Source organism: Mesorhizobium sp. M1088 (genome assembly GCF_040318575.1).
Taxonomy (GTDB): Bacteria; Pseudomonadota; Alphaproteobacteria; order Rhizobiales; family Rhizobiaceae; genus Mesorhizobium.
Window position 1 is genome coordinate 59346 of sequence record NZ_JAMYMO010000016.1, and the last position, 15288, is coordinate 74633.

The following is a 15288-nucleotide window of genomic DNA, read 5'->3' on the forward strand; positions in this document are numbered from 1 at the left end:
CTCAGATGCCTCCGCTCATGCGCCTGGCACCGGCAAGGCGCAGTTGCAGCGCGTAGAGAGCCATGGTGACGACAAGCAGGATGAAGGCCGCGGCGCTGCCGAGCCCCCAGTTGAGCAGCGACTGGACCATCTGCGCGATCATTTCGGCAAGCATCATGTTCGACGTGCCGCCGAGCAGTGCCGGCGTTACGAAGTAGCCGAGCGACATGACGAAGACCATCAGGCCACCGGCGGCGACGCCGGGCAACGACAGCGGCACGAGGATGCGGCGGAACGCCTGGAAAGGGCTTGCGCCGCACAGCGACGCCGCACGCAGCGTCATCGGATCGATCGCCCGTAACGTGCCGACCAGCGGCAGGATCATGAAGGGCAGCATGATATAGACCATGCCGATGGTGACGCCGGTGAGATTGTTGATGAGCGGCAGCGGGTGGTCGATGACGCCGATGGTCATCAGCGTCCGGTTGATGACGCCGGTACGCTGCAGGAGCACCATCCAGGCATAGGTGCGGGTGAGCAGGTTCGTCCACATCGACAGAATGATGATGCCGAAGATGATCGAGGCCGGTCCCGAAGGCATGATCGCCAGCATCCAGGCGACCGGAAAGGCGACAAGGACCGTGACGATGGTGACCAACGCCGCGACCAGGAATGTGTTGAAGAACACCCGCGCATAGGTGCCGTCACCGAGCAGGGCAGCATAGTTCTGCAAGCCTGGCTCGGGCTCCGTGACACTGCGCAAAAGCAGCGCCAGCACGGGGACGACGAAGAACAGCATAATCAGAATCAGGGCCGGCAGCAGGCCATTGAGACCTGCCGGCACCCGCACCGTTCCAAAGTTCCGGCGTGTTTCGACCGACATGACAGCGACCCGGCTACGGGACGAGACGGCGCGAACCGTCTCGTCCATTGCGGTTCAGGGGCGGGCTTATTTCGCCTGCCAGGCATACCAGCGCGCGGCGATGGTGTCGCGATTGGCGGCCCAGTAGTTCATGTCGAGATTGATCTGTCCGTCGACATGAGCGTCCGGCAGCGATTTCACGGCATCGGCCGGCATCTCTGCCTTGGCCTTGGTGTTGATCGGCGCATAGCCGCTGGCTTCGGCAAATTTGGCCTGGCCGGCGGGGCTGCTCGCCGCGGCGAGGAATTTCATCGCCGTATCCTTGTTCTTGGCACCCTTCGGTACCACCAGAACGTCGGCTGCGGTCAGGTTCTGGTTCCAGGAGACGCCGACATCGGCGCCTTCCTTGTCCAGTGCGAAGACGCGGCCGTTCCACAGCTGGCCGAACGTTGCTTCGCCGGATGCGATCAATTGCTGCGACTCCGCCCCGCCGCCCCACCAGACGATGTCCGACTTGATGGTGTCGAGTTTCTTGAAGGCGCGATCGAGATCCAGCGGATAGAGCTTGTCCGCCGGAACACCATCGGCCAGCAGCGCGATCTCGATGACACCGGGCGCCGACCATTTGTAGAAGGTCCGCTTGCCCGGGAACTTCGTCAGGTCGAACATGTCGGCCCAGCCGGCCGGTTCACCCGAAACGGCGCCCTTGTTCCAGGCGAGCACGAAGGAATAGTAGAAACTGCCGACGGCATGATCGGTGGTGAAGCGCGGATCGAGGTCGGCCTTCGACACGGCCTTGAAGTCGATCGGCTCGAGCAGACCGTCCTTGGCCGCCTTGATGGCGAAATCCATCTCGACGTCGACGACGTCCCAGTTGACACTGCCGCTGTCGACCATCGCCTTCAGCTTGCCGTAGTCGGTCGGGCCGTCCTGCATGACCTTGATGCCGGATGCAGCGGTGAACGGCTCGGCCCAGGATTTGGTCTGCGCTTCCTGGGTCGTCCCGCCCCAGCTGGTGAAGACCATGTCCTCGGCCTTTGCGGCCGTCGTTGCCAGAACTGTCGTTGCAATAAATCCGGCAAGGAAGCCGGTGATGATCAGTTTCATGTCGTTCTCCTCTGTTGTTTTCGTTGGTGTCTGTTCGCGATCGGTCGTTTTCGCCTTGATCGCGCATCTCCGGCCAGCGGCGGCTACCGCATGACAAAAGGATCGGGAATTGGGTCGTCGGAGGTGCGTATCCACACCGATTTCGAACGCGTGTAGTCGCGGATCGCATCGAGGCCGCCCTCGCGGCCGAGCCCGGATTGGCCGTAGCCGCCAAACGGAACCAGCGGCGAGACCGCCCGATAGGTGTTGATCCAGACAACGCCGGCATGGATGCCGCGCGCCATGCGGTGGGCTTTTGCCAGATTGGTGGTGAACACGCCGGACGCCAGGCCGAACTTCGTGTCGTTGGCGAGCGAAAGCGCTTCAGCTTCGCTGTCGAAGGCTAGCACACAGAGCACCGGGCCGAAGAGCTCTTCGCGCACGCAGGCAAGCGTCTGATCAGGCGCGTCGATAATCGTCGGCGCGTAATAGAAGCCGTCCGCCATGCCCGCGGGGCGGATGCCGCCGGTGACCAGTTGCCCGCCCGCGGCCAGGCTTTCAGCAATGATCTTCTCTATCCATTCGCGCTGGCGCGAGGTGGCGAGCGGTCCCATTTCGATCGCGGGATCCTGCGGATCGCCAATCCTGATCGCCTCGGCCTTGCGCTTGAGCCGGTCGAGGAATTCGTCCTTCACGGAGCGCTGGACCAGCAGCCGCGAGCCGGCGACGCAGCTCTGGCCGGTGGCAGCGAAGATGCTGGCAACGACCGCGTTGGCGGCGCTGTCCAGATCGGCATCGGCAAACACCACGACCGGGCTTTTGCCGCCGAGCTCGAGCGTCGTGAAGGCGAGGTTTTCCGCCGTATTCCTGACGATCTGCCGAGCGGTCGAGGGACCGCCGGTGAAGGCGACGCGGGCGACGAGCGGATGACTGGTCAGCCGGTGACCGCAATCGTGGCCGAAGCCGGTCAGGATGTTCACGGTCCCGGCGGGAAATCCCGCCTCATGGACGAGTTCAGCGAAGGCCAGCAACGGGGCAGGGCCGTCTTCCGATGCTTTCAGAACGATGGTGCAGCCGGCCGCCAGCGCCGGCCCGAGCTTGACGGCGGACAGGAAGAGCTGCGAGTTCCACGGCACAATGGCGGCTACGACGCCGATTGGCTCCGGCCGGATGGTCACTTCCATGTCGGCCTTGTCGATGGGAACAAACGAGCCCTCGTGCTTGTCGGCCAGCCCGCCATAATAGCGGTAATAGTCGCCGACATAGGCGATCTGGGCGCGGGTCTCGCGGATGATCTTGCCGGTATCGCGCGTCTCGAGTTCCGCCAGCCGGTCGGCATTGGCGACCACCAGATCGCCGAGCCGCACCAGAACCTTGCCGCGTGCCGTTGCCGTCATTGCCGGCCACGTGCCGGAGCCAAGCGCCCGGTGAGCAGCTTCGACGGCGCGGTCGACGTCATCAGACGATGCAGCGGGCATCTTCGCCCATGGCGCGCCCGTCGAGGGATCGATGCTGTCGAAGGTCGCCGCCACTTCGACGAAGCTGCCGTCAATATAGTTCCTGAATTGAGTGGTGCTCATCGCAATCCGGCTTTCGGTTCGGAAAAGGCCGGCATCACCCTGTCGATGAAGAGCTGCAGCGATTTCTTCTTGCGCCGATGGGAAAGGCCGCTGTCGATCCAGATCGAATACTGATCGTAGCCGAGCGCTTCGTAGGCCTTCAGCCTGGCGATCACCTCGTCGGCTTCGCCAATGACCAGGTTCTGCCTGATCTTGTCAGGCGCATATTGCGGCATGGCCGCGATCTCGTCTTCGGTCAGCGCTTCCATTATGCCCTGGTGCACCGGCTTCTTGTTCTGGAACCAGGCGCCGAACTGGCAGTAGAACTGCGACAGATCCTGCGCGAGCCGGTCAGCCTCCGCTGCATCCTCGGCGACGAAAGTATGCATCAGCAGCATAATCTCCGGCCTTGGTACGTCGGGGTGGGCATTGCACGCCGCGTTGAAACGCTCCATCAGGCTGGCCACTTCGCCATCGCCGGAGGCAAGCGGCGTCACCTGGACGTTGCATTTGCTGGAAACCGCAAAGTCGTGCGAGTTCGGATCGCGTGCGGCCACCCAGATCGGCGGATAAGGCTTTTGCAGCGGCTTGGGCGACGAGGTGGTTGAAGGAAACGACCAGAACTCGCCGGCGAGTTCGAAATCACCATCCCAAAGGCCCCGGATCGTCGGCACCATCTCGCGCATACGCTGCCCGGCGACCCAGGCCTCGAGGCCTGGGAAAAGTCGCTGGTATTCGTAAGCGTAGGCGCCGCGCGCAATGCCGATGTCGAGACGGCCGCCGGTGACGACGTCGGCCATCGCTGCTTCGCCGGCAAGCTTGATCGGGTGCCAGAACGGCGCGACGATGGTTCCTGTTCCGAGCCGGATGCGCCTGGTTTTGGCGGCGAGCCAGGCGATGTTGATGAACGGGTTCGGCGAGATGGTGAATTCCATCCCGTGATGCTCGCCGATCCAGGCAGTCTCGAATCCTGCCTCTTCCGCCTGCAGAACCAGCTCCTCCAGCTCGCCGACAAGCTCGGAATGCGGCTTTGCCAGATCCGATCGCTCCATGTGCACGAAAAGCGAAAACTTCATCGGTTTCACCCGCGGCCGGAAAGAGGAATTTGAGAAGGCGAGGGCTTGGCGAGCGGCCGGACTTCGCCTTCGACCTCGTTGCCGACATAGACGCCGAATGCATCTTCCGTGCGTTCGCGCGCATAGCGGGCAAGCATCGAACGCACCGCAGGATCGGCGATCTCCAGATCGGCGATCTGCTCGATGTCGACAAGCCGCATCTGGCGATCGTCGGAATAGGACCCCTCGGCCGTTCCGCGATAATAAACATGCGTGCGCCAGGGTTCGGCGGCATCGTCCCACACCGCGAACAGGAAGCCGAGCTGCGCGTCTATGGCCCTGGCGGCAAGGCGCCCCTTGAGGCTGCGCGCATCGTTGGGCGTGCCCAGTCCGCGCCCCGCAGGCAATTCATGAAACCCGTCGGCCGTTGCGAAGAACAGCACACGGCCCTCGTTCTCGAGAATGGCGCCGACCTCCGTATCGGGGGGCGCCGCCGCCAGCGCCTCCTGGCTGAGGCCGGGCGTGACGTAGGTGCCTCTGCAATAACCGAGGGGCTGGGCTCCGTTGTGGCTGAAGTCGTGGACGCGGCCGATGAGGATCGAGTGATCGCCAGCATCGACCAGCTGCTCCATGCCGCAATCGAACACTGCAACGGAGCCGTCGATCAGCGGATTGCCGGTTCGGCCCGGCTGCCAGGCCACGGCCGCGAACTTGTCCGCTGCTTTGGAAGCGAAGATGCCGGAATGGGCCTTCTGGTCCTCCGACAGGATGTTGATGGCGAAACCTCTCGATGTCGAAAAAGCACTGTGCCCCAGGGCCCTCTTGGCGATGCAGACAAGCACCAGCGGCGGCTCGAGCGAGACCGAGGTGAAGGAGTTGGCGGTGAAGCCGCGCGGTTCGCCTTCCGCTCCGATCGTTGTGACGATGGTGACACCGGTCAGGAACGAGCCGAGCGCGCGCCGGAATTCGCCGCTGTCAAAGACTGCATCCGTCTCCGGCTTCACGCCAGCGTCTCCTGCCGTGTCGAGAAATTCCATGATGTGTTTGGTCACTTTTTCAGGTGAAGCCATTGCCATCATATGCCTTTCTCCATTGAGCACGAGGCATTGGCCGTGCGGCGCAAGCCTCGCCATCGCCGCCGACATGGCCGGGGTCGAATTGCTGTCCTGCGACCCGGTCATGAACAGGGCCGGCGCGGCAAGACCGGGGAGAGCATCGGCGTGCTCGGCATCGGCATGGGCAAAAAGGCGATAGGTGCGCGCGTAGCCTTCGGGGTCGACCCTTTCAAGGGCGGCGCGCGCGGTAGAGGCCGCCCCGATAAGATTCGCCGGCAGCGGGTCGCCGAACCAGCGGGCAAGCGTAGCCGCAATGGCGGAAGGGTTGCCATGGGTGCCGAGCGCGGCCGCACGCTGGCGTACGGCCTGCGCCAAGGCCGCGGGGCGGCGGAATACCGCATTGAGACAGACGATTGAGCGAACGCGCGATGGGGTGCGAAGGGCGATCTCCAGAGCGACCAGCGCGCCCATCGAATGGCCAACGATCGATGCCGACGCCACGCCGAGATGGTCGAGAAGGCGAACCGCCTGATCGGCGAAATCCGACAGGCTGGCTTCTTCCGGCGGCAGCGGTGAAACGCCGTGGCCGAGCATGTCGATGGCGATCAGGTCATGATGGTGTTTCATCGCCGCGATCTGATCGTGCCAGATCGCGGCGTTCATGCCGACACCGTGAATGAGCAGAACCGGCGCGCCGGAGCCGGCGCGGATGAAGCCGGTGCCGTCCGGAGCCGTGTCCCGGACCCATGCGGTGGCAGCGACGTCAGCCACGCAGGTCTCCGACCTCCTTGAGGTCCTGATAGCGGTCGCCGATACGATGGTGCGGGCGGCCGCCAATCGAAGCGCCAAGCGCCACCACCAGCTCGTCGGGCGCGGGCGCGTCGCCGATCTGGAAATGTACGGTCAGATAGTGGGAGCGGCGGCCTTCGTCGTTCTTGTCCATCAGCGGGATCATGATCGGGGTGTTCGGCCCTCCGCGCAGATTGGTGAAGGCGAGATAGGTCTTGGCGCCGACCGCGCGACGGTAATGGTTGCCGAAATGCAGCGTATGGATCAGCGCCGATGCATGCTCGATCTCGCCCGCCGTGCCGCAGACCGCGGCCTTGCCGTAGCCCTCTATCGCCTCGCCGGAACCGGCAACGGCGATAATCTCGTGGGTCAGCAGTTCACCGAGGACGGGAGCAATGGCGCGGATCTCCGGCGACAGGTCGTCGGTGAAACCGCGGCCGGCCCAAGGATTTGTCAGCACAGCGGCGACACCGATCAGACGCAGCGGTTTTGGGGCTTCCTTGCCGCCCTCGATTAGCGTGTTCTCGATGTAGGTGACGATCTTTCGAATGGCTGGTTTCATGAAAGTCCTCGGTCGCCGCGGCGCTGTGCAACGCCGAAATCTTTACATCATCTTATGGTATACCATACTATGGAGCACCAGAAGCCTTGTCAATCGGCTATGGAATCTGTTTTGTGGCCGGATCGGGGTAGGGAGAGAAAATGTCAGGCGATACGCTGCGGATCGACCGCTCTGCCAAGACGCTGAGGACGCTGGCGCTGGAGCGCATGCGTGAGGCGATCATGGGCTTCCATTTCCAGCCTGGCGAAAGGCTGGTCGAGCGGCCGCTATGCGATCAGCTCGGGGTAAGCCGTTCCGTCGTGCGCGAGGTGCTGCGGCAGCTGGAGGCGGAAGGCCTGGTGCAGATGATACCGGGCCACGGACCCGCCGTGGCCAAGCCGGATCTCGGCCGCACCGACGAAATCTATGAATTGCGGGCGCTGCTCGAGGGCATCGCGGCGCGGGCTTGCGCCCTGACAGCCACGGACGCGCAGATCGCCTCGCTCGATGCCGCCTTGACGAACCTGCTTGAGGCGTGGGCGTCCGGTGCGCCTGTCGAGGTGATGCGGGCAACGACCAAATTCTACGAAACGCTGTTCGAGGCGGCGGACAAGCGCATTGCCTGGGAAATCGTGACGGGGCTGAATGTCCGCATCAACCAGCTCCGCTCAATGACGATCGCGTCGGAGAACCGCCGCGAGCCGGCGATCGCCGAAATGACCGAAATCATGGATGCAATCCGCTCGCGCAAGCCGGACGAGGCGGAGGAGGCGGCGCGGCGGCATGTCGAATCCGCGTGGCAGATCGCCCGCAACACGCTTCGCCTTGGCTGACTGGTATGCCGCCGGCGGTCCATCGTTCCACGGCAGGCATCTAACTGGTGCGTACAGTGACATGTGTGACATGCCAATTTGCTTTCAGTTGCGGCGGCAAAATCGTATATCGGGTCAGTTAGGTGTGCATCTTTTGCCAAATTGCTCTGTCATTCGAACGGACTGAGACAGAAAAGTAGTAAAATGAACATGTTACGCCACAAAGTTGCCGTGGCGCCGATGATGGATTGGACGGACCGGCACTGCCGGTTCTTCCATCGCCAGCTGACGCGCGAGGCGCTGCTCTATACCGAGATGGTGGTGGCCGATGCGGTCATCCACGGCGCACGCGAGCGGCTGCTTGGCTTCGACGACAACGAACATCCGTTGGCGCTGCAACTCGGCGGCGCCGATCCGGGAAAGCTGGCCGAGGCGGCGCGCATCGGCGAAGCCTTCGGCTATGATGAAATCAACCTCAATGTCGGCTGCCCGTCCGACCGCGTCCAGTCGGGCACCTTCGGCGCGTGCCTGATGAAGACGCCCGTGCTCGTCGCGGATTGCGTCGCGGCAATGAAGGCGGCGGTGAAAATACCGGTCACCGTCAAGTGCCGTATCGGCGTCGATGAGCAGGATCCGGAACCGGCACTCGATGCGTTGGCCGATGGTGTTTTCGCGGCCGGCGCCGACGCGCTGTGGGTGCACGCCCGCAAGGCCTGGCTGGAAGGACTGAGCCCAAAGGAAAATCGCGACATCCCGCCGCTCGACTATGGCCGCGTCTATCGGCTGAAAGCCAGAAAACAAAACAAATTCATCGGCATCAATGGCGGTATTCAATCTCTCGCAGAGGCGCTGACGCATCTCGACCATGTCGATGGCGCCATGCTCGGCCGCGCCGCCTATCACACGCCAGGGATACTCACCGGCATCGATGCCGCGTTTTACGGCAGCACAGCTGAGTCGTTCGATTTTGTCGCACTGATCGATGCCATGGCGGATTACGCGTCACGCCATATCGAGCAGGGCGGACGCCTCGGGCATGTCACCCGGCACATGGTCGGGCTGTTTCACGGCCTGCCCGGTGCACGCCGCTATCGGCAAATCCTGTCCACCGATGCGACAAGGCCGGGTGCCGGACCGCAGGTGCTCAAGGCGGCTTTTGCAGAGGTCGATTTCGGCCGGACCGCAGAGGCGGCCTGAGGAAAAACTCAATCCCGCAAAATCATGCGATCGCCACGTACGTCGAAGCCCGATAGCGAGCCGATGAAATTCATGCCGAGCAGGCTCTGGCCGAGCGTGCCGGGTGCGGCGATCATGATGGGCATGTCCTTGCGCACGATGCCGCCGATCGACAGTTCGTCGGTTCGCACCGCCGCCGCGCGTGTCATGCCGTTGGCGGTAGAGATCGGTATGGTGAAGCGGAGAGCCGCCGAATTGAACCCGACCGCCAGCGCGTCCTCGGCGGTCAGAACGGTGCTGGTCGCGCCGGTATCGACAACCGTCAGGATCGGCGTGCCGTTGATCGTGACGCGCGCTTCGAAATGGCCGCTGCCGGCCTTGTCCAGGGTGACGGTGGCATGGCCTTCTTCCACGCCCAGCGCCAGCGGACTGCCGGGAACAAGGCCGGCGGTGACGCGGCTGGCGAAATCCTGCAACTCATAGCGGTACTGATAGCCGGCGATCAGCGCCAGCACGATTGCGCCCCAGGCGCCGAGGCTGCGGGCCATGGTGCCTAACGGCCTGCCCGATCTGAGCAGGCCGGCGCCGACGAGCGCCGCTAAAGCGCTAAGCCAGATCAGCTGGCTGAAATCGTAATTCTCAATGCCGAATGTACTGCCGGCGGAATCGTTGAGCATGAGCAGGAGTACACCTGCCCCGATCGCGACGATCAGAATCCACAGCAGTCGGTTCATCTCTGCGGCCGGTTCACGAGAGGGCGTCGCGTTCGCGTGCCATGCGGCTGCGACGGGTTTCCCGGCGGGGGCGTCGCTCGACCGTTTCCAGCCTTGCCGGCAGCTCGGCCATGACGCTGCGGCGGGTTTGCGGGGTCATGTCGATCCAGGCAGCGATTTCCGCGCGCGTGCGCCCGCAACCGAAACAGAAGCCGGTTTTCATATCGATCGAGCAGACCAGGATGCACGGGGATTCAATGGCCGTCATAAGGATTTCCTTGGCTAGCCTCCACATGGTGCAACGACAAAGTCAATACAAGCCCTCCGGGAAGCGCCGCCAACGGGTGCTTTCGCGTCAATACCTCGAAGTTGTACCAGGCCTGGAGCTTGTGCCGGCTTGAGGTTGTGCCGGCTGGCCAAGGCGGCTATGCCGCTCACCAATTCACACGGACGATCGCCATCGACATGACCAGCACGCTGCCTTTCGACGATTTTCGCGACCTCCTGGTGAGCCTGCCGCCGGGAGATATGGCGGCCAAGGCCCGCGTGCGCCAGTTGTTTGCCAAGGCAGACAAGCCCGAAGGCTCGCTTGGCCGCATCGAGGACATTGCCGCCTGGCTCGCCGGGTGGAGCGGCCGCGCGCCGCCGGCGGTGACGCGGCCATTGGTGGCGATCTTTGCCGGCAATCATGGCGTCACCCGCCACGGCATTTCGCCGCGCCCCGCCGCCGCCACGGCAAATGCAGTCGAGCTCTGCGCCGCCGGCGGTGCAGCAATCAACCAGATCTGCATCGCCAACGATCTCGGCTTGAAGGTGTTCGATCTGGCTCTGCACATCCCGACAACCGACATTACCGAGGATGCGGCACTGGACGAGCGCGGTTGTGCCGCTACCATGGCCTTCGGCATGGAAGCGATTGCCGGCGGCACCGACCTGCTTTGCCTTGGCGACCTCGGCGTCGGCAATTCGACTGTCGCCGCGGCCCTTTGCACGGCACTGTTCGGCGGCACCGGCGCCGACTGGATCGGCCCTGGATCAGGGGCAGACGCGGCGATGCAGAGGCGCAAGGCGGAGGTGGTCGATGCCGCGGTCGCGTTTCACGGCGCGAGCCTCAAGGACCCGCTGGAAGCGCTGCGCCGGGTCGGCGGGCGGGAATTCGCCGCGATCTGCGGCGCCATTCTGGCGGCGCGGATGCAGAAGATCCCGGTGCTGCTCGATGGGTTTGCGGTGACTGCCGCCGCTGGTGTCCTACATGCCGCCAACCCCGCCGCGCTCGATCATTGTCTCCTCGCAAGCCTGTCGCCGGAGCCTGGTCACGCCAAGGCCGCCGAGCGCCTCGGCCTTCGCCCGCTGCTCGATCTGGGCGTCAGTCAAGGCGAGGCGGTAGGGGCGGCTCTTGCCGCCGGCCTGGTCAAGGCGGCCGCGCTGACCAGCTCCGGCATGGCAGCGGCGGTCCGCGGTTAAGCATTCAGCGCCGGCGCGAGGCAACCGCCTTGGTCGGCAGCGCCGGCAGTTCCTCCATCACCCGGCTCAGCGGGAAGATGGCGATCGCCTCGGTGCCTTCGCGCAGCCTGGAATGGAGCTGGAATTCGCCGCCATGCATGGCCAGCAAGCCTTGCACGATCGGCAGGCCAAGCCCGGTGCCCTGTTCGGCGCTCTTGATGGCGATCGAGCCCTGGCCGAAGGCCGAAAGCACGATCGGAATCTCGTCTTCCGGTATGCCCGGCCCATTGTCCTTGACGGAGAGATATTGCCCGCCGCCCGCCGTCCAGCCGACGCGCACGCGGATTTCGCCGCCGGTGGCGGTGAACTTGATGGCATTGGACAACAGGTTGAGCACAATCTGCCGCACCGCGCGTTCGTCGGCGAACAAGCGCGGCAAGGCGTTTTCGAAATCCTGGACGATGCGGATGTCCTTGTTGCGCGCCTTCAGCTCCATCATGTGGCAGCAATCCTCGACGACGGAGAGCAGCATCATCGGCTCCTCGTTGAGCTGGTAGCGGCCCGCTTCGATGCGCGACAAATCGAGAATTTCGTTGATCAGGTCGAGCAGATGCTGTCCGGAGTCGTGCACGTCACGGGCATAGTCGCGATAGGTCGGGTTGCTCATCGGGCCGAGCACCTCGTTGGCCATCACTTCAGAAAAGCCGAGAATGGCGTTGAGCGGTGTGCGCAGTTCGTGGCTCATCGAGGCCAGGAAACGCGATTTCGCCAGATTGGCGTCTTCCGCCCGCCGCCGTGCCTCGTCCGACATCGATTTCGCCGTCTCCAGTTCGGCAATCAGCGCATCCTTTTCGGAGCGGAACGACAGCAGCATCAGCGAGGAACGGTTGAGCTGGCGCGCTACATAGGCGAAGAAAGGCAACGAGGAGATCAGCAAGCCTGCCATGATCGCCTCGACCGGCATCCATAATTTCGCACTGGCATAAGCATAGATGGCGACCGGGAGGGCGAAGGTCGCCAACAGCGCACCGCGCAGGGACGAGGCCAGGATCGCGGTTGCCGACATGGCGAGCAGCAGCACCACCGCCTTGGCGACCTGGAACTGATCCATTTGGCAAGCTTCGCAGCCGAGCCATGCGAACCAGGCCCAGCCAAGCCCGCACAGAAAATGGCCGATCAGGAAATCCCTATGCGTTTCCAGCGGGTTGAGCTCGGACGCTTGAGTGACGCGTCTGGCCATGAATGCAACGATGGTATAGCAGATGAATGTGAACAGCGCCCAGACGCCGATCTCCTTGCCGACGCCCGCGAACAAGCCTGCCGCGGCCGTTGCCAGGATGAGCAGCGGAATGACGATCACGCCGCCGGTCATCGAAAGCGCGTGGAGCTTCAACAGCTCGCGGTCGAAGTCGGGATTTCCGGCTTGCTGCGAAAGACGGTCGCGCGTCTTGCGCACCGCGCGCGCGACATCGCTGTTGCGATGGCGTTTTCTGCGGTCCACAATAAACTTGTCTGCCATGGTCGAGCGTTGCAGGGGCATGAAGTCTTCAATTTACGCGGGCAGCAATTTCAAATCGTTAAGCTACGTTCGAATGATTAACCAACGGTTTGCCATATGAGCCGTTCGTGGTCGCGATGGCCGCGCCAGCGATACTATGCGCCGCGTCCGCGAAGCCTGTGGCGCCGACTGATGGACTATGGGCTGACACTCATCGTGCTCGGCCTGGCGATCCTCCTGGCGGCGCGACTCGACCGGATCGAGACGCGCAAGACGGAGGGCGCGGCCACTGTCAATGACGGCGATAGCATCACGCTCGGCGGCGAGCGCATCCGCATGCGTGGCATCGACGCGCCGGAATATTCGCAGATCTGTCGCAAGGACGGTGCCGACTATCCTTGCGGCAAGCTCGCGCGGCAGTCCCTGGTGCGGTTGATCGCCGGCAAAGCCGTCTCCTGCAGCGGCTGGCAGCGGGACCGCTACGGCAGGCTGCTCGGCGACTGCAAGGCCGGCGGCAAGGATCTCAACCGCGCACAGGTCGAGGCCGGCTGGGCGGTCGCCTTTGGCGATTTCGAGACCGAGGAAGCTGCTGCGCGCGCGGGCAAAGCCGGCATCTGGGGCGGAACTTTCGACGAGCCGAAGAACTGGCGCGAGAGCCACGGCCACGAGCTGGTTGAAAGAAAGCACGGTACCTTGGCGTCGATCGGCGACGCCTTGCGCGAAATTTTTCGCTTCTGGTGAGCTGTGCCTATAGTTCGTCGAGACGGACGAGGAGGATAGAGATGAAGCTGTTCGACGGCGGGCGGGCGCCCAATCCACGCCGGGTTCGGATTTTTCTGGCCGAAAAGGGACTTCAGGTTCCGCTGGTGCCCGTCGACATGGGCGCGCTGGAGCACAAAGAGCAGCCGGTCAGCTCGCGCAATCCGCTGAAGCGTCTACCGGTGCTCGAGCTCGACGACGGCACCGTCATCACCGAATCCGTCGCAATCTGTCGTTACTTCGAGGAACTGCACCCCGAGCCGGCTTTGTTCGGGCGTGGCGCGCTCGGCAAGGCGATCGTTGAGATGTGGCAAAGACGTGTGGAGTTCAATCTGTTCGGCTGCGTCGCTGCGGCGTTCCGGCACATCCACCCCGCAATGAGGGAATGGGAGATCCCGCAAATCCCCGAATGGGGCGAGGCCAACAAGCCGAAGGCGATCGAATTCCTGAGATTTCTGGACACTGAGCTCGCCGGCAGGGAATTCGTCGCCGGCGATGCCTATTCGATCGCCGACATCACCGGGCTGGTGGCCATCGACTTCATGAAGCCGGCTCGCATCAAGGTACCCGAAGAGTGCACGAACGTGCTGCGCTGGCATCGGGACATCTCCAGCCGGCCGAGTGCCGCCGCCTGACAACGAGTTCCGAATGAGCGAAGAGCTGGAAGCCTTGGCGGCGAGGGTACGCGCCTGCCGCATCTGCGTCGATAACCCGGCCGGCAGGCCGTTGCCGCACCAGCCGCGTCCGGTGCTCAGGCCATCGTCGAGTGCGCGTATCCTGATCGCCAGCCAGGCGCCGGGTACCAAGGTTCACATTACAGGGATGCCGTTCACCGACGCCTCCGGCGACCGGCTGCGAAGCTGGCTGGGCGTCGGCAGCGAGGAATTTTACGACACGGACAAATTCGCCATCGTGCCGATGGGCTTTTGCTTTCCCGGTCAGGACGCCAGGGGCGCCGACCTGCCGCCGCGCCGCGAATGTGCGCCGGCCTGGCGCACATCGCTGATGGCGCTGATGCCGCAAGTCGATATGGTGCTGATGATCGGCATCTACGCGCAAAGCTGGCATATGGGCACGGCGCGCCGTCCCTCGCTGACGGAAACGGTCATGGATTGGCGTGCCATCTGGGCGGCGGCAACCGACCCGAAAGTCCTGCCGCTGCCGCACCCGTCCTGGCGCAACACCGGCTGGCTGAAGCGCAATCCATGGTTTGAAATGGATTTGCTGCCCTTTCTGAGATCGGAAATCCGCTATCGCCTCGGCTAGGCATTCAGCAAGAAATCACTCGCTTTCGCACTATGCGGCAGAATTTCTTTCTTGTAATAGGCTCGAGCAAGAGGGATTATGGTAATCCATTCCTCGAAGCGCGCCGCGCATGAGGGGACGCGCGTTAAATTCTTGTTTTTATGCATGTCGTTGTGCCAAGGCCGCTGCGCACTTGGACGACTTGCATCAGGGGAGCACCCAATGGACCGCCTTGATAGAAAAATTCTCCGCCTCCTGCAGGAGGATGCGACGCTTGCAGTCGCCGACGTCGCCAAGAAGGTCGGCCTGTCGACGACGCCGTGCTGGCGGCGCATCCAGAAGCTCGAGGAAGAGGGCGTCATCAAGCGGCGCGTCGCCATCCTCGATCATGAAAAGGTCAACGTGCGGGTAACGGTGTTCGTCTCGATCCGCACCAATTCGCACAGCCATGAATGGCTGCGGCGCTTTTCGGAGGTCATCCAGGAATTCCCGGAAGTGGTCGAATTCTATCGCATGAGCGGCGACGTCGACTATCTCTTGCGCGTCGTGGTGCCCGATATCGCCGCCTACGACGCCTTCTACAAGCGGCTGATCGCCAAGATCGAGATCCGCGACGTGTCGTCTTCCTTCGCCATGGAGCAGATCAAATACACGACCGAGATGCCGCTGGATTACATGATGCTCGACAAGGAGTCCGGCGCGAACGCCGCCTGAGA

15 protein-coding genes and 1 pseudogene are annotated in these 15288 nt (G+C 63.4%); 7 read left to right on the plus strand and 9 right to left on the minus strand.

Annotated elements, in window-relative coordinates:
* Position 1: 1 nt before the first annotated feature.
* The 6 genes from NKH49_RS19470 to NKH49_RS19495 form a co-directional block, all read right to left on the minus strand.
* A complete protein-coding gene (locus NKH49_RS19470) occupies positions 2 to 862 on the minus strand; it encodes an ABC transporter permease (protein ID WP_502896503.1) in 861 nt (286 codons plus the stop codon).
* Between the two features lie 66 nt (positions 863 to 928).
* Positions 929 to 1948 carry an ABC transporter substrate-binding protein gene (locus NKH49_RS19475; protein WP_352540533.1) on the minus strand — a complete coding sequence of 340 codons (1020 nt, stop codon included), beginning with the start codon at positions 1946 to 1948 and terminating at the stop codon, positions 929 to 931.
* An 83-nt stretch (positions 1949 to 2031) separates the two neighbouring features.
* Entirely contained in the window at positions 2032 to 3507 is a 1476-nt protein-coding gene (locus NKH49_RS19480) for an aldehyde dehydrogenase (protein ID WP_352927380.1), read from the minus strand.
* A complete protein-coding gene (locus tag NKH49_RS19485; RefSeq protein ID WP_352927383.1) occupies positions 3504 to 4562 on the minus strand; it encodes an LLM class flavin-dependent oxidoreductase in 1059 nt (352 codons plus the stop codon). Before NKH49_RS19485 ends, NKH49_RS19480 begins: the two co-directional genes overlap by 4 nt.
* A 5-nt stretch (positions 4563 to 4567) precedes the next feature.
* A complete protein-coding gene (locus tag NKH49_RS19490) occupies positions 4568 to 6367 on the minus strand; it encodes an alpha/beta fold hydrolase (protein ID WP_352927386.1) in 1800 nt (599 codons plus the stop codon).
* Complete coding sequence (locus NKH49_RS19495) at positions 6360 to 6947, minus strand: amino acid synthesis family protein (protein ID WP_352927389.1); 588 nt, start codon at positions 6945 to 6947, stop codon at positions 6360 to 6362. Before NKH49_RS19495 ends, NKH49_RS19490 begins: the two co-directional genes overlap by 8 nt.
* Positions 6948 to 7087: 140 nt before the next feature.
* On the opposite strand from NKH49_RS19495, the gene NKH49_RS19500 reads away from it, so the two are divergent.
* Both NKH49_RS19500 and dusA read left to right on the plus strand, forming a co-directional pair.
* Positions 7088 to 7759, plus strand: coding sequence for a GntR family transcriptional regulator (locus NKH49_RS19500; RefSeq protein ID WP_023674997.1), 672 nt, complete (start codon positions 7088 to 7090; stop codon positions 7757 to 7759).
* 183 nt (positions 7760 to 7942) lie between these two features.
* Positions 7943 to 8935 (plus strand): tRNA dihydrouridine(20/20a) synthase DusA, encoded by a 993-nt coding sequence (gene dusA / locus NKH49_RS19505; RefSeq protein ID WP_352815609.1) that lies wholly within the window; start codon positions 7943 to 7945, stop codon positions 8933 to 8935.
* An 8-nt stretch (positions 8936 to 8943) separates the two neighbouring features.
* Here the strand turns inward: dusA and NKH49_RS19510 are convergent, their stop codons facing one another.
* Positions 8944 to 9648, minus strand: a complete 705-nt coding sequence (locus tag NKH49_RS19510; RefSeq protein ID WP_352540527.1) for a TIGR02281 family clan AA aspartic protease — start codon at positions 9646 to 9648, stop codon at positions 8944 to 8946.
* Positions 9649 to 9661: 13 nt separating this feature from the next.
* Positions 9662 to 9895 (minus strand): DUF1289 domain-containing protein, encoded by a 234-nt coding sequence (locus NKH49_RS19515; RefSeq protein WP_352471906.1) that lies wholly within the window; start codon positions 9893 to 9895, stop codon positions 9662 to 9664.
* 197 nt (positions 9896 to 10092) lie between these two features.
* Here NKH49_RS19515 and NKH49_RS19520 point away from each other — a divergent pair, with 197 nt between their 5' ends.
* Positions 10093 to 11091, plus strand: a complete 999-nt coding sequence (locus tag NKH49_RS19520) for a nicotinate-nucleotide--dimethylbenzimidazole phosphoribosyltransferase (RefSeq protein WP_352471937.1) — start codon at positions 10093 to 10095, stop codon at positions 11089 to 11091.
* A gap of 4 nt (positions 11092 to 11095) precedes the next feature.
* On the opposite strand, the gene NKH49_RS19525 is transcribed toward NKH49_RS19520, so the two are convergent.
* Positions 11096 to 12610, minus strand: coding sequence for a sensor histidine kinase (locus tag NKH49_RS19525; protein ID WP_352927392.1), 1515 nt, complete (start codon positions 12608 to 12610; stop codon positions 11096 to 11098).
* A 75-nt stretch (positions 12611 to 12685) separates the two neighbouring features.
* Between NKH49_RS19525 and NKH49_RS19530 the strand changes: the two genes are divergently transcribed.
* The 4 genes and pseudogenes from NKH49_RS19530 to NKH49_RS19545 all read left to right on the plus strand — a co-directional run bounded on the left by NKH49_RS19530 (position 12686) and on the right by NKH49_RS19545 (position 15286).
* Positions 12686 to 13309, plus strand: a complete 624-nt coding sequence (locus tag NKH49_RS19530) for a thermonuclease family protein (RefSeq protein WP_352508414.1) — start codon at positions 12686 to 12688, stop codon at positions 13307 to 13309.
* A gap of 41 nt (positions 13310 to 13350) precedes the next feature.
* Entirely contained in the window at positions 13351 to 13962 is a 612-nt protein-coding gene (locus NKH49_RS19535) for a glutathione S-transferase (protein WP_352471903.1), read from the plus strand.
* A 13-nt stretch (positions 13963 to 13975) separates the two neighbouring features.
* A pseudogene (locus NKH49_RS19540) lies at positions 13976 to 14593 on the plus strand (uracil-DNA glycosylase family protein); the annotation flags it as partial.
* Between the two features lie 201 nt (positions 14594 to 14794).
* On the plus strand, positions 14795 to 15286 hold the full coding sequence (locus NKH49_RS19545; RefSeq protein WP_023675006.1) for an Lrp/AsnC family transcriptional regulator: 492 nt from the start codon (positions 14795 to 14797) through the stop codon (positions 15284 to 15286).
* Positions 15287 to 15288 lie beyond the last annotated feature (2 nt).